We start from the raw sequence: 12,379 nt of genomic DNA, 5'->3' as shown, positions 1-12,379 counted from the left end.
ATATGATCAAATGAAATGAGGTACTACATATGCAAATTACACCCATTAATGAAGAATTACTAACAAAATCACAAGAAGCGGAAGAACTAATCGCTCCGTATGTGAAGAAAGTAGAAGAAATTGCGTTTTTTAACCAAAGAAAAGTCTTACAGGCATTCAAGAAAAATCAAGTAAGCGACTTTCATTTATCAGGCTCAACAGGTTATGGCTATGACGACAGTGGCCGTGATGTATTGGAACAAGTGTATTCGGATGTGTTCGGAGCGGAAGACTGTCTTGTAAGAAATCAAATTATCTCGGGCACGCATGCCATTACAATCAGCTTGTTCGGGATATTGCGCCCAGGTGACGAACTTCTTTATATTACAGGTAAACCATACGACACGTTGGAATCTATCATTTCCGGCAACGGCAAAGATACGGGTTCACTTGAGGACTTTCAGATTTCTTATCAGCATATTGATTTGAACGAGGATGGTTCTGTTGATTACGAGAAAGCAAAAGAGACGATTTCAGAGAAGACGAAAATCGTAGCGATCCAACGTTCGAAAGGCTATTCAAGTAATCCATCATTCAGAATCCATGAAATTGAAGCGATTATTAAAGAAATCCGCAAAATGAAAGAAGATGTCGTGGTCTTTGTAGATAATTGCTATGGAGAATTTGTGGAAATGAAAGAGCCTGTAGAAGTTGGAGCAGATCTTATGGCAGGCTCGCTCATAAAAAATCCAGGCGGTGGACTTGCTAGAACAGGTGGTTACATTGCAGGCAGAAAAGACTTGGTTGAGAAGTGTGCTTATCGTATGACTTCTCCAGGCCTTGGAGCTGAAGCAGGGGCTTCACTCGATACGTTACTTGAGATGTATCAAGGATTCTTCTTAGCGCCACACGTAGTCAGTCAGGCGGTTAAAGGCGCGTTATTCACATCGGCATTTTTCGCAAGCTTCGGTATGGATACAACACCGCATTACAGTGAGCTTCGAACGGATTTAATTCAATCGGTGAACTTTTTAAATGCTGAACAAATGATTGCGTTTTGTCAGATGATCCAGCAAAACTCACCAATTAATGCTCAATATGCCCCAGAGCCATCTTACATGCCCGGTTATGCTGATGACGTCATCATGGCCGCGGGTACGTTCATTCAAGGTTCCAGTATTGAGTTGACAGCTGACGGTCCGATCAGACCGCCATACACAGCATATATTCAAGGTGGATTGACTTATGAACATGTAAAATCTGCAATACTAGATTCGATGGAACAATTGCTTGAAAAGAAGTTGGTATAAAGAAAAAAGTGTATCGAAAACCTCTTGAGGTTTCTCGATACACTTTTTTTATCATTAATGAATCATCCGAAATACACCGATCACTTTTCCAAGAATGGAAACTTGATCTACAATGATCGGCTCCATGGAAGAGTTTTCTGGTTGGAGTCGAAAATAATCTTTTTCTTTAAAGAAACGTTTAACGGTTGCTTCATCTTCTTCTGTCATAGCTACGACAATTTCACCATTGCTTGCAGAGTGCGTTTGTCTGACAATCACACGGTCTCCGTTTAGGATGCCGGCTTCAATCATGCTGTCTCCTACAATCTCCAACATAAAGATTTCATCCTCTGAGGAACCAAATGTATCCGGCAATGGGAAGTACTCTTCAATATTTTCAATCGTCGTAATTGGATTGCCTGCTGTAACTTTACCAATCAACGGCACATGCATAACGCCATTTTTTAGTTCATCTAGTCCTTCTGGATCTAAAATTTCAATAGCTCGGGGTTTTGTCGGGTCCCTGCGTATGAAACCTTTACTTTCGAGTCGTGACAAGTGACCGTGAACTGTGGAACTTGATGCAAGACCTACAGCTTCTCCAATTTCACGAACGGAAGGGGGATAACCTTTTAAACGCACTTCATCTTTTATGAAAGCAAGTATTTCTTCTTGTCTCTTTGATATTTTCTTCAACAGATTCACCTCTTCTACTAGTTTGAGAGCAATGGTATACTCAACCATTATTTTGAATATAGTATAACATGTGTTCGATTACTAATCAAACAAAGGTTCTAATTTTGCTTGACATGGAATCATATGTTCTCTTATAATTAAGAACAAGTATTCCGAACGTGCATTCTAAATACGCAAATTCGAGGAGGAGTTAAAATGGAGTTTATTAAAGAATTTATCAAAAATAATTATTATTTCGCAATATTATTAGCAGTTTGTGTATCTTTTGCCTGGGTTCAATTTGATAAAATAGCCGAGGAAGATCACTACATAGAAATCGTTATTAATGAAGGGGATACACTTTGGCAGCTGGCTTCTAACTACTCAGAAGATATACCCACAAACCACTGGATTGAACAGGTGCGTTCACTAAATGAATTACCTACTGACCAAATCGTTTCAGGTGAATTACTCCGTGTGCCTGTTAAAATTAATAAACAAACAGATATCCGGGTAGCTGAAATAGGAGTAGGATCTAAATGACAGAAAAGAAATGTGTAATATACTGCCGTGTGAGTACGGAAAAAGAAACACAAGAACAATCTATTGTAAGACAGCAAGAGGAGCTTGAAAAATTAGCTGCTGAGCTATCCTATGATTGTGTTGGCATCTATACGGATCGGCAAAGTGGATATGATATGGATCGTGAAGGTCTTCTATCCATGTTGGATCAAATCCAAAACGATACAGTGGATGCAGTATTCATTCAAGATGAAACACGATTAGGACGAGGGAATGCTAGGGTTGCGATTTTGCATGTAATTGCTAAAAGTGAAACGACTGTGATTACCAATCATTCAAATGGTACGATTGAACTGAATGAAATGGATTCCATGTTACTAGAAATTCTCGCAATCGTAGAAGAATATCAACGAAAACTACATAATGCAAAAATACGTAGAGGAATGAAGCGTGCTGTTGACAGAGGCTATGACCCATCAAAGAATTTGCGAAATATTGACCAGGGACCGGGGCGTGAAAGACTTGAACTTCCAATAGAAGAAATTGTCTCACTTCGTAACAAAGGTCTTACATATGAAGAAATTGCAACAGTATTAAATGGATTAGGCCATGCGGTCAGTAAAGCGACAGTTCATAGAAGATATAAAGAGTTTATAGCGCAAGAACACTAATAGGTTGCACTTTTCCTCCAGGTTGTTTACATTTTATTAAACGACTAACTTTTGGAGGGTTTTAAAGATGCTATCAGAAAAGAAAATAAAGCGTATTAATGAATTGGCAAATAAAAAGAAAACAATAGGATTATCGATTGAAGAGGCAAAAGAACAGACGCGGTTGAGAAAGGAATACTTGGAATCATTCCGTACAAGCATGCGTGAGACGATCGAATCGGTCAAAGTAGTGGATCCAGAAGGAAATGATGTAACACCTGATAAAGTTAAACAAGCAAGAGCGAATCAAAAACCGTTAAATTGATGATAGGTAAAGGATTAATATTGTAATTAACTCTAGAATTGACTACACTAGAGAAGGAATATGTACTATAAAACACTCATATGAGACAGGATGGAAAGGATGTACAGCATGACCGAAAAAATCGATCAACTGGCAATAACGACAATCCGAACATTATCAATCGATGCAATTGAAAAAGCAAATTCTGGTCACCCGGGATTACCGATGGGTGCAGCACCGATGGCTTACACACTATGGACGCAACATTTACACCATAATCCATCAAACCCACAATGGTTCAATCGTGACCGTTTTGTACTTTCAGCGGGACACGGCTCGATGTTACTCTACAGCTTGTTGCATCTAAGCGGTTACGGCTTGACTATTGAGGACATAAAGAATTTCAGACAATGGGATTCAAAGACCCCTGGACATCCAGAGTATGGACATACAGTAGGAGTTGAAGCAACGACAGGACCGCTTGGACAAGGAATTGGTATGTCTGTAGGTATGGCAATGGCTGAAAAACATCTTGCAGCAACATATAACAAACCCGGTTTCGATATTGTCGATCACTACACATATGCACTGTGCGGAGATGGAGATTTGATGGAAGGTGTAGCAGCAGAGGCAATTTCCATGGCTGGCCACCTTCAATTAAATAAACTAATCGTGCTATATGACAGTAACGACATCTCTTTAGATGGCGATTTGGATATGTCATTCTCTGAAAACATTAGAAAGCGCTTTGAATCATATGGCTGGAACTATGCACGCGTTGAAGATGGAAATGATACAAGATCCGTTTCTGATGCAATTGAAAAAGCAAAAGGCAATACTGGCGGACCGACAATCATTGAAGTGAAAACTGTGATCGGCTATGGTTCACCAAACAAGTCTGGTAAAGCAGATGCACACGGTGCCCCATTAGGTGAAGATGAAATGGCACTTACGAAAGAGTATTATAAGTGGACATTTGAAGAGGACTTCTACGTTCCTGAAGAAGTCTATGACCGTTTTAATTCAGCAACGGATCGACTTGGTGTTCAATCAGAGCAACAATGGAATGATTTGTTCGCAAGCTATGAAAATGAACATAAAGAACTGGCTGCGCAGTTTAAACAAGCAATTGCAAATGAACTTCCTGGCGATTTAAAAGAACAAATGCCGGTTTATGAAGCAGGTGCTTCTGTAGCGACTCGTTCAGCATCTGGTGAGTCAATCAATGCGTTGGCGAATGCAGTTCCTGCTTTATTCGGCGGTAGTGCGGACCTCGCGGGTTCAAACAAGACGACGATCAAGAACGCGGGCGATTTCACTGCTGATGACTATGCTGGACGTAATATATGGTTTGGTGTACGTGAATTCGCAATGGGGACTGCTCTAAACGGCATGTCTCTTCACGGTGGAGTGAAAGTATTTGGCGGGACTTTCTTCGTGTTTAGTGACTATGTACGTCCTGCTATTCGATTGTCTGCATTAATGGGCCTACCTGTAACATATGTCTTCACACATGATAGCGTAGCGGTCGGAGAAGACGGACCTACACATGAACCTGTTGAGCAATTGGCTTCTTTACGTGCAATGCCTGGATTGTCTATCATCCGTCCAGCTGATGGAAACGAAACTTCAGCGGCATGGCATATAGCTGCCACTTCAAAAGACACGCCAACTGTCTTAGTATTGTCTAGACAAAACCTTGAAGTATTGCCTAAATCACAAGATCTTGCGATGGAATATGTACCAAAAGGTGCGTATGTCGTATCACCTGCTACTAAAGAACAAGCGGACGGTTTACTGCTTGCAAGTGGCTCGGAAGTAAGTCTAGCGGTTGAAGCACAGAAAGCTCTAAAAGAGCATGATATCGACGTCAGTGTCGTCTCAATGCCTTCATGGGACCTATTTGAGAAGCAAGATCAAGCGTATAAAGATTCTGTTCTTCCAAAGAACATTAAGAAGAGAGTAGCGATTGAGATGGGAGCTTCACTTGGGTGGCATAAATACTCAGGTGATGAAGGAACTGTCATGGCAATTGATACTTTCGGTGCAAGTGCTCCAGGCGAGTTAGTCATTGAAAAGTATGGCTTTACTGTAGAAAATGTTGTAAAAGAAATGACAAATCTATTAAATAACTAAGTATACACAACGCACGGCTCTTATTATTAAAGAGCCGTGTATTTTTTTGCGCAGCTTTACGACAATAATAGTGATGAAGTTTTCCGCAAACTGACACGATTTACTTAGGACAAGTTCTATGATAGATAGTAGGAGGTGTTCGTTATGAGAAAGTATGAAATTTTTAAAATCAAGTCAGCGTATCAATCCTTCATAATGGGGCGTGAACGTTTATTATTTGAGATGCTAACAGTAGGCCCTTCTACAAGCTATCAAGAAATTGAATATTTATGTGATCGGTTGAATCAGAGGGAACTGGATAGCATCATTCAGAATACCTTAAGGAAAAATTTTGATGAACTGGATTCATATCATAATGAATATCGATTGACACACTTAATCAAGGGAGAGGTCTTCATCAAAATGGGTACACACAGTATAGAAGTGTACTGCCAAGGTTCAAGAATGTTAGACTTAGATTTATTTGTAGCACTATCATCTTCTACAGATCGTTTTTTTGCAGTCATGAATGAACAGGAAGAATGTGGGTGGCTCAAACCACTTAAACACTCTGAACGCATGATTCTAGAAAATACAATGATGTAAAAACTTCCGCACAATTTGCGTACAGTCATTGCTATTCACTGCTGCTATGTTGTATAATCCTTCTTGGTAGTATGTAATCGAACTATTTTTATGAGGGAGGTTTGGCAGTAATGACTTTATGGATAGCAATTTTATTGATCGTCGTCGCTTTGATCGGCGGAGTAGCACTCGGCTTTTTCATAGCACGTAAATATATGATGAATTATTTGAAGGACAATCCGCCAATTAATGAACAAATGTTACGTATGATGATGATGCAAATGGGACAGAAACCTTCTCAAAAGAAAATTAATCAAATGATGGCTCAGATGAACAAAGTTCAAGATAAGCCTGCTAAAAAAAAATAAGTAAAACTCCGTGATCAGCAAATTTGCTAACACGGAGCTTTTTTAGTTTTTACTGTATAATATTGTCATTAATATAAACGGAATCGATTTAAAAACCTATGAACCGTTTGTAGATATTCATCGGGATTATCATTGTAAGATTTGGCATGTGCCCCTTTTGTGAAAAGCTTCATCATTTTATCGCCTTCTTTTAATTCGTATAACTCTTCCGTCATATGAGGCAAAATGAAAGTATCTTCCATACTGTGTATGAATAATACGGGTTTATCGATAAACTTCATAACTTCGCGGGGAGACACAGCTGCAGAAGTATAGCCATCACGTATTTTTAAAAATAAATTGGCGATTCGCAAGCTCATGGAAGTCTTAAATGGCATCTCTGTACGAATGATATGCAATAGTTGCTCTGAGAAATCCGAAAATGGACAATCTGATATATAGAAATCTGCTTCATCCTCATACGTACCTGCGTATAACAGCGTAGTGGCAGCACCCATAGATTCTCCGTGAATGCCAATCAAAGCGCGCTTACCTACACGTTTACGAACAGCTGTCACAATTTCTTTCAAATCCATTTTTTCATAAAATCCAAAACTCGTTGTTTTTCCACCCGAATCACCATGGCGCCGATGGTCAAAAATAACGGAATTAAATCCTAAGCGTTCAAACAGGCGTGCATATTTGATGGAATTTACTTTGTTTTCCGTTACGCCATGGCAAATCACAACCGTTCGCGTTGTATCTAAAGGTCGCAAAAAAATTGCACGTAAGTTATAACCGTTAGGTGATGGAATCCAAATGTCATCTTTTCTTACGGTTTCAAACCACTGATGATCAAAACGTTTAGCAATCATCTCGCGCTGCAAAATAAATTCAGAGTCCTTTATTTTTAAATACATCAGTCGATTCGTGACAAGAATCCCGAAAATTGTTAGAAACGCTGTAATAATACTTGATGCAATACCGACAATATACATTACTCTACGTTTCACCAAAATCCTCCCTTCTATTTACTATTTTCTTTTATATAAGTTATACATTGCGGTATCGATAGGACGTGACAAATAAGGTGCAACTTCATCTACTGAATCACATATTTTATCCATATCAACCCCAGTTTCTATCCCGACAGACTGCAATAGATATAACACATCTTCCGTTGCAACATTACCTGTAGCACCAGGCGCAAAAGGACAGCCACCAAGACCACCTGCAGAAGTATCGAATCGATCAACCCCTGCTTGTAAAGAGGCATAAATATTAGCCAATCCTAATTTACGCGTATCATGGAAATGTGCTGTAATCAAAATATTTGGGAACTTTGTCTTTAGTGTTTTAAATAAAGTAAAACTTCCCAAAGGGTTTGCCATACCGTCAGTGTCGGCCACACTTAATTCATCTACACCCATATCGACAAATTTTTCGCAAAGGGCCAGAGTTTGTTCAGGTGGAATAACTCCTTCATACGGACAGTGAAATGCTGTGGAGATACAGGCTCTAACAAAGTGATGATCTATTTTGAGCTGATTGACAATAGGTCGTAGCGTCTCCACGCTTCCCGCAGTGGAGCGATTAATATTATGTCGATTGAATGTGTCACTTACACCCACAAAGACCGCCACACTATCTGCGCCAGCTTTTAAGGCATTCTCAACACCATGTGCGTTCGGTGTGAGGACAAGTTGCCTGCCTGTTTTACATACCCGGTCCATAATTTCTTTAGAATCAGACATTTGCGGAACCCACTTAGCCGATACGAAAGAAGTCACTTCCATTTCCTGTATGCCGGCTTGCTGTAAAGAATGTATAAAAGCTAATTTTTGATCAGTAGGAATACTGTTTTTTTCATTTTGTAAACCATCGCGCGGTCCAACCTCGATTAACGTCACGTTTTTTGGTAAACTATACATAAACATCCCCCTCCATCTATTGTACGTAATGTAAGCGAGTAAGGGCAATGTAAAACCCTTGACAATTAACTGGATAATAACAATGAAATGCAAATTATTTAGTAAATAGAAAGTAGTGAAAATATGTCAAAAAAACAACGAAAAGCATCAACTAACCAAAAGAGCAATACAGTAGATGATTCTGCAACTTCACTTTCGGATCTAATGAGCGATGATGTGTTAGCTAAATTAAAAGGAATGAAACAAGAAATGAAGGCGGAAGAAGAAATAAAATTGGAACAGGAAAAAGAAAAGCGTATTCAAGAGCGAAAAGAACGTGAAAAAAATAAAAGTTTTGAAGAATTACTAGATGAGTATGGGTATGATGGAACAAAGTATTAAGAAGACTATATAAATAGGTGTGGGGTTACGTATACTAATTAAGGAAGTGCTTTATTAAAAGACCTTTTATAAAGGAGAGGAATTAATGAAGTTTTTGTATATTATGTATCGTGAGAAGCTAAATATTCAAAACGAACTTACATCCCAAAATAATTTAAAACGTGTTCATTTAGCACCCATTGAGCATCCAATTGTTCATTGGGTGCAAAGGAATCTAGAAACGATTCAAATACTGGATTCTGTTATATATTATGATCTATCAAAAGAAAAGGTAGAGAATTTTTATAGTACTTTATTAGATGCACATGCAGAAAAATCCAAGACCTCTCCAAGACCTTGGAAATACTTGCCCATCCCAACAGAAGAACAGTATATTTATCCAATTGCGCACTATGAAAAAGAATATGGTATCACGTATTACGAATCTTTATACAAGTACATAACGGCTTTTGGGGTCATATTAAATATCTTTGACTTTCAAGATAATCAATTAATTGTATTTATTCAATAGAAATGAAGAACGTGTTCAGGAGGATATATAATGAAACAGCTCGATGTTAAACTTTACGAGTATTTACTAGGAAAACTCCCTGAAATTACTACTTCCTGGCTAGCGATGAGAAAAGTGGAAAAAGATTCAATTTATTCGCTTAGTGCCCATCCTGAAATGGAAGAAACACTTCGGGAACAAAATAAATTCACGAATTTGACAGTCATTAGTAGTTTGCTTGATGATCCTGAAATCTTTGAAAAAAATAAAATAGAATGGGCAGCCGTTGTCGCTCTAAGTAGAGTGAACAGCAATACACCCATAGAAGAAGTAATAAAGGCTCTGAGTAAGCTTCGTATAACTTACTGGCGCTTAATAAAGAAATTTCAGTTAGTGAATGCAGATGAGATTAAACTCGAAGATTATATGCGGTGGAGTGAAACGCTTAATAATGCATTTGATCAGATTTATATCAGTTTTGCAGAAACCTATAATGAATATATCAATAGCAAGTTCGATGTTCAACAAAGTTTGATTAATGAATTGAGCTCACCAGTCATCAAAATTACCGATAAAATTGGAGTAGTACCGCTAATTGGAGAAATGGATGAACTGCGAGCACGCATTTTGTTGGAAAGTATTCCCGAAAAAAGTTTAGAGGCTGACATTGAACATTTATTCATTGATTTATCGGGAGTGACCGTAATTGATACACTGGTAGCCCAACAAATTTTCCAGGTGACAAAAGTGTTATCTTTATTAGGAACAAAATGCACGATCACAGGTATCTTGCCAGCAATTGCTCAAGCTTCGACAGAGCTTGGTTTAGATTTCACGAATATCCAAACATTTAGTTCCTTGCAATTAGCATTCACGAAAGAATTTCTAATTATGGAACAGTAAAAACCAAGTCACTTATGAGGTGACTTGGTTTTTATGATTTATTTACATTTTTCTTGGAAATCGAGCATGAATTTCTGCAAGGCCTGACATGCTTCAACTGGTACTGCATTGTAAGCTGAGGCACGACATCCGCCTACGGAACGGTGGCCGTTCAGCCCGACGAATCCTGCCTCTTTGGCTTCTTGTAAGAATTGTTTTTCCAATTCTTCATCTGCTACACGGAACGTGATGTTCATCAATGAACGACTGCCTTTTTCAGCATGTCCTGTATAGAAACCATTGCTGTTGTCAATCACGTCATAGATTAAGTTCGCTTTTTCTTCATTGCGCTTTGCGATCTTTTCCAAGCCGCCTTGTTGTTGCATCCAACCAAGAACTTCACCCAACATATAAATACCGAAAGACGGTGGTGTGTTATATAAAGAGTTACTTGACGAATGTGTACTATATTTCAAAATAGCCGGAATTCCGCTATTCGCATGATCCAACAAGTCTTTGCGAATAATTGCAACTGTAACACCTGAAGGCCCAAGGTTTTTTTGTGCGCCAGCATAGATCATTCCGAATTTACTTACATCGATTGGTCTTGACAGAATATCACTTGACATATCCGCGATCAACGGAACATTTCCAGTGGAAGGGAAATCGTGGAATTGTGTGCCGAAAATTGTGTTATTTGATGTAATATGCACGTATGCATCCGTTTCCTCAAATGTAATTTCTTCGGAAGATGGGACGCGATTATAATTCACATCTTTTGTAGAAGCTGCTTCGTATACTTCACCGATTGTTTTTGCTTCTTTAAGTGCTTTGTCTGACCATGCGCCTGACATGATATAGCTCGCTTTTTTACCCTCGGCTAAGAAGTTCATCGGTACCATTGCAAATTGTAAACTGGCTCCACCTTGCAAGAATAATACTTCATAGTTTTCAGGAATTGCGAATAACGAACGCAAACGTTCAATTGCTTGATTATGTACTTGTTCATAAGTAGCACTGCGGTGACTCATTTCCATAATAGACATTCCGGATTCTTTGAAATCTACTAGTTCAGATTGTGCTTTTTCTAGAACTTCGCGTGGAAGAGCGGATGGCCCCGCGTTAAAATTATAGACAGACTTTTGATTACTCAACAAAATCACTCCTTCATTAGTTTACAAACCTAAAGTAAAGTATATAGGAAAAACTCTACATGGGGAATAGCTATCTGCCAATTCGCAATAAATCGCTCAACCAATAAGATGTTCGTCTTGTTTGTTTCGTTAAGAAAATGGGTAAATTGTAATCAAGCAGCATGTACATAATTATGTAGAGATCAGCTCAGATAAAGTCGAAACGAGGGAGATAGTATGAAAACAGATGGACGCAGAAAAAGTTCAAATGTAGAGGATCAAAGAGGGAGGAGTGGTAGAGGCGGAGGTGCGATCGCATTAGGCGGTGGTGGTCTTGGAATTGTCGGTATTATATTATTTCTCATTTTAGGTGGAAATCCAACTGATTTATTAGATAATAGTTCAGCAGTACCCGATCAGCCGTACGTGGAAACCGAACAAGACAAAGAATTGGCGGATTTTGTTTCGGTTGTGCTCGCGGATACAGAAGATATTTGGTCCGAGTTATTTGCTCAACAAGGAATTCAGTATGAGAATCCTACACTAGTTCTTTATTCAGGACAAGTGGATACAGCCTGTGGATACGGAAGTGCTGCTGCAGGGCCATTTTATTGTCCGGGCGATCAAAAATTGTATATTGACTTAGCATTTTATAATGAGTTAAAGAGTACATTTAAAGCACCCGGTGATTTTGCTATGGCCTATGTAGTAGCGCACGAAGTAGGACACCATGTGCAGACGCTACTTGGTATTTCGGATCAAGTGATGCCGTTACGTCAAAAAATGAGTGAAGAGGAATTTAATAAATATTTAGTGAGATTTGAGTTGCAGGCAGATTATTTTGCAGGAGTATGGGCACATCATGCGAAAGGACGGGGCTACTTGGAGCAAGGAGATTTGCAAGAAGCGATTACTGCCGCGGGTGCGGTTGGTGACGACACGATCCAAAAACGTGCAAGAGGGTATGTTGTTCCAGAGAGTTTCACACACGGTACAGCAAAACAACGAATTTATTGGTTTGAACATGGCTTTGAATTAGGTACGATTGATGGTGGAGACACATTTAAGCAAACCGAAAAATAAAGGTCGCGAACAT

At 39.0% G+C, this 12,379-nt stretch carries 15 protein-coding genes; 11 read left to right on the top strand and 4 right to left on the bottom strand.

What is annotated here, in order from left to right; genetic code table 11:
• The first annotated feature begins 29 nt into the window (after positions 1 to 29).
• A complete protein-coding gene (locus tag H605_RS0104585) occupies positions 30 to 1,289 on the top strand; it encodes a methionine gamma-lyase family protein (protein WP_029053129.1) in 1,260 nt (419 codons plus the stop codon).
• A 54-nt stretch (positions 1,290 to 1,343) separates the two neighbouring features.
• Here the strand turns inward: H605_RS0104585 and lexA are convergent, their stop codons facing one another.
• A complete protein-coding gene (gene lexA / locus H605_RS0104580) occupies positions 1,344 to 1,964 on the bottom strand; it encodes a transcriptional repressor LexA (RefSeq protein ID WP_029053128.1) in 621 nt (206 codons plus the stop codon).
• Positions 1,965 to 2,159: 195 nt separating this feature from the next.
• Here lexA and yneA point away from each other — a divergent pair, with 195 nt between their 5' ends.
• From yneA to H605_RS0104550, 6 genes are all read left to right on the top strand, one after another.
• Positions 2,160 to 2,486: a cell division suppressor protein YneA gene (gene yneA / locus H605_RS17390; RefSeq protein ID WP_051210465.1), complete on the top strand. Its 327-nt coding sequence runs from the start codon at positions 2,160 to 2,162 to the stop codon at positions 2,484 to 2,486.
• Complete coding sequence (locus H605_RS0104570; protein ID WP_029053127.1) at positions 2,483 to 3,136, top strand: YneB family resolvase-like protein; 654 nt, start codon at positions 2,483 to 2,485, stop codon at positions 3,134 to 3,136. The genes yneA and H605_RS0104570 overlap by 4 nt, the downstream gene beginning before the upstream one ends.
• Positions 3,137 to 3,203: 67 nt before the next feature.
• On the top strand, positions 3,204 to 3,440 hold the full coding sequence (locus H605_RS0104565) for a DUF896 domain-containing protein (RefSeq protein WP_029053126.1): 237 nt from the start codon (positions 3,204 to 3,206) through the stop codon (positions 3,438 to 3,440).
• A gap of 108 nt (positions 3,441 to 3,548) precedes the next feature.
• Positions 3,549 to 5,555, top strand: coding sequence for a transketolase (tkt, locus tag H605_RS0104560; RefSeq protein ID WP_029053125.1), 2,007 nt, complete (start codon positions 3,549 to 3,551; stop codon positions 5,553 to 5,555).
• Between the two features lie 144 nt (positions 5,556 to 5,699).
• A complete protein-coding gene (gene sirA, locus H605_RS0104555; protein ID WP_029053124.1) occupies positions 5,700 to 6,140 on the top strand; it encodes a sporulation inhibitor of replication protein SirA in 441 nt (146 codons plus the stop codon).
• A 110-nt stretch (positions 6,141 to 6,250) separates the two neighbouring features.
• Complete coding sequence (locus H605_RS0104550) at positions 6,251 to 6,487, top strand: YneF family protein (RefSeq protein ID WP_029053123.1); 237 nt, start codon at positions 6,251 to 6,253, stop codon at positions 6,485 to 6,487.
• A gap of 68 nt (positions 6,488 to 6,555) precedes the next feature.
• On the opposite strand, the gene H605_RS0104545 is transcribed toward H605_RS0104550, so the two are convergent.
• Entirely contained in the window at positions 6,556 to 7,479 is a 924-nt protein-coding gene (locus tag H605_RS0104545) for an alpha/beta hydrolase (RefSeq protein ID WP_029053122.1), read from the bottom strand.
• A 21-nt stretch (positions 7,480 to 7,500) separates the two neighbouring features.
• Positions 7,501 to 8,397, bottom strand: a complete 897-nt coding sequence (locus H605_RS0104540) for a hydroxymethylglutaryl-CoA lyase (protein WP_029053121.1) — start codon at positions 8,395 to 8,397, stop codon at positions 7,501 to 7,503.
• Positions 8,398 to 8,520: 123 nt separating this feature from the next.
• On the opposite strand from H605_RS0104540, the gene H605_RS0104535 reads away from it, so the two are divergent.
• The 3 genes from H605_RS0104535 to H605_RS0104525 all read left to right on the top strand — a co-directional run bounded on the left by H605_RS0104535 (position 8,521) and on the right by H605_RS0104525 (position 10,171).
• Positions 8,521 to 8,778, top strand: coding sequence for a YqkE family protein (locus H605_RS0104535; protein ID WP_029053120.1), 258 nt, complete (start codon positions 8,521 to 8,523; stop codon positions 8,776 to 8,778).
• An 85-nt stretch (positions 8,779 to 8,863) separates the two neighbouring features.
• Complete coding sequence (locus H605_RS0104530; RefSeq protein WP_029053119.1) at positions 8,864 to 9,289, top strand: hypothetical protein; 426 nt, start codon at positions 8,864 to 8,866, stop codon at positions 9,287 to 9,289.
• Between the two features lie 30 nt (positions 9,290 to 9,319).
• Positions 9,320 to 10,171, top strand: a complete 852-nt coding sequence (locus tag H605_RS0104525; RefSeq protein WP_029053118.1) for an STAS domain-containing protein — start codon at positions 9,320 to 9,322, stop codon at positions 10,169 to 10,171.
• A 38-nt stretch (positions 10,172 to 10,209) separates the two neighbouring features.
• Here the strand turns inward: H605_RS0104525 and serC are convergent, their stop codons facing one another.
• On the bottom strand, positions 10,210 to 11,304 hold the full coding sequence (gene serC / locus H605_RS0104520) for a 3-phosphoserine/phosphohydroxythreonine transaminase (protein WP_029053117.1): 1,095 nt from the start codon (positions 11,302 to 11,304) through the stop codon (positions 10,210 to 10,212).
• Between the two features lie 216 nt (positions 11,305 to 11,520).
• Here serC and ypfJ point away from each other — a divergent pair, with 216 nt between their 5' ends.
• Positions 11,521 to 12,366: a KPN_02809 family neutral zinc metallopeptidase gene (gene ypfJ, locus H605_RS0104515; protein WP_029053116.1), complete on the top strand. Its 846-nt coding sequence runs from the start codon at positions 11,521 to 11,523 to the stop codon at positions 12,364 to 12,366.
• Positions 12,367 to 12,379 lie beyond the last annotated feature (13 nt).

Origin of the sequence: Sporosarcina ureae DSM 2281, from assembly GCF_000425545.1 — a bacterium.
Taxonomy (GTDB): Bacteria; Bacillota; Bacilli; order Bacillales_A; family Planococcaceae; genus Sporosarcina; species Sporosarcina ureae.
This window is presented reverse-complemented; position numbering and strand designations above follow the sequence as displayed.

What these genes read in the sequence shown, in the direction of transcription:
- H605_RS0104585 (WP_029053129.1), top strand. Translation starts at nt 30, where the DNA reads ATGCAAATTACACCCATTAATGAAGAATTACTAACAAAATCACAAGAA.
- yneA (WP_051210465.1), top strand. Translation starts at nt 2,160, where the DNA reads ATGGAGTTTATTAAAGAATTTATCAAAAATAATTATTATTTCGCAATA.
- H605_RS0104570 (WP_029053127.1), top strand. Translation starts at nt 2,483, where the DNA reads ATGACAGAAAAGAAATGTGTAATATACTGCCGTGTGAGTACGGAAAAA.
- H605_RS0104565 (WP_029053126.1), top strand. Translation starts at nt 3,204, where the DNA reads ATGCTATCAGAAAAGAAAATAAAGCGTATTAATGAATTGGCAAATAAA.
- tkt (WP_029053125.1), top strand. Translation starts at nt 3,549, where the DNA reads ATGACCGAAAAAATCGATCAACTGGCAATAACGACAATCCGAACATTA.
- sirA (WP_029053124.1), top strand. Translation starts at nt 5,700, where the DNA reads ATGAGAAAGTATGAAATTTTTAAAATCAAGTCAGCGTATCAATCCTTC.
- H605_RS0104550 (WP_029053123.1), top strand. Translation starts at nt 6,251, where the DNA reads ATGACTTTATGGATAGCAATTTTATTGATCGTCGTCGCTTTGATCGGC.
- H605_RS0104540 (WP_029053121.1), bottom strand. Translation starts at nt 8,397, where the DNA reads ATGTATAGTTTACCAAAAAACGTGACGTTAATCGAGGTTGGACCGCGC.
- H605_RS0104535 (WP_029053120.1), top strand. Translation starts at nt 8,521, where the DNA reads ATGTCAAAAAAACAACGAAAAGCATCAACTAACCAAAAGAGCAATACA.
- H605_RS0104530 (WP_029053119.1), top strand. Translation starts at nt 8,864, where the DNA reads ATGAAGTTTTTGTATATTATGTATCGTGAGAAGCTAAATATTCAAAAC.
- H605_RS0104525 (WP_029053118.1), top strand. Translation starts at nt 9,320, where the DNA reads ATGAAACAGCTCGATGTTAAACTTTACGAGTATTTACTAGGAAAACTC.
- ypfJ (WP_029053116.1), top strand. Translation starts at nt 11,521, where the DNA reads ATGAAAACAGATGGACGCAGAAAAAGTTCAAATGTAGAGGATCAAAGA.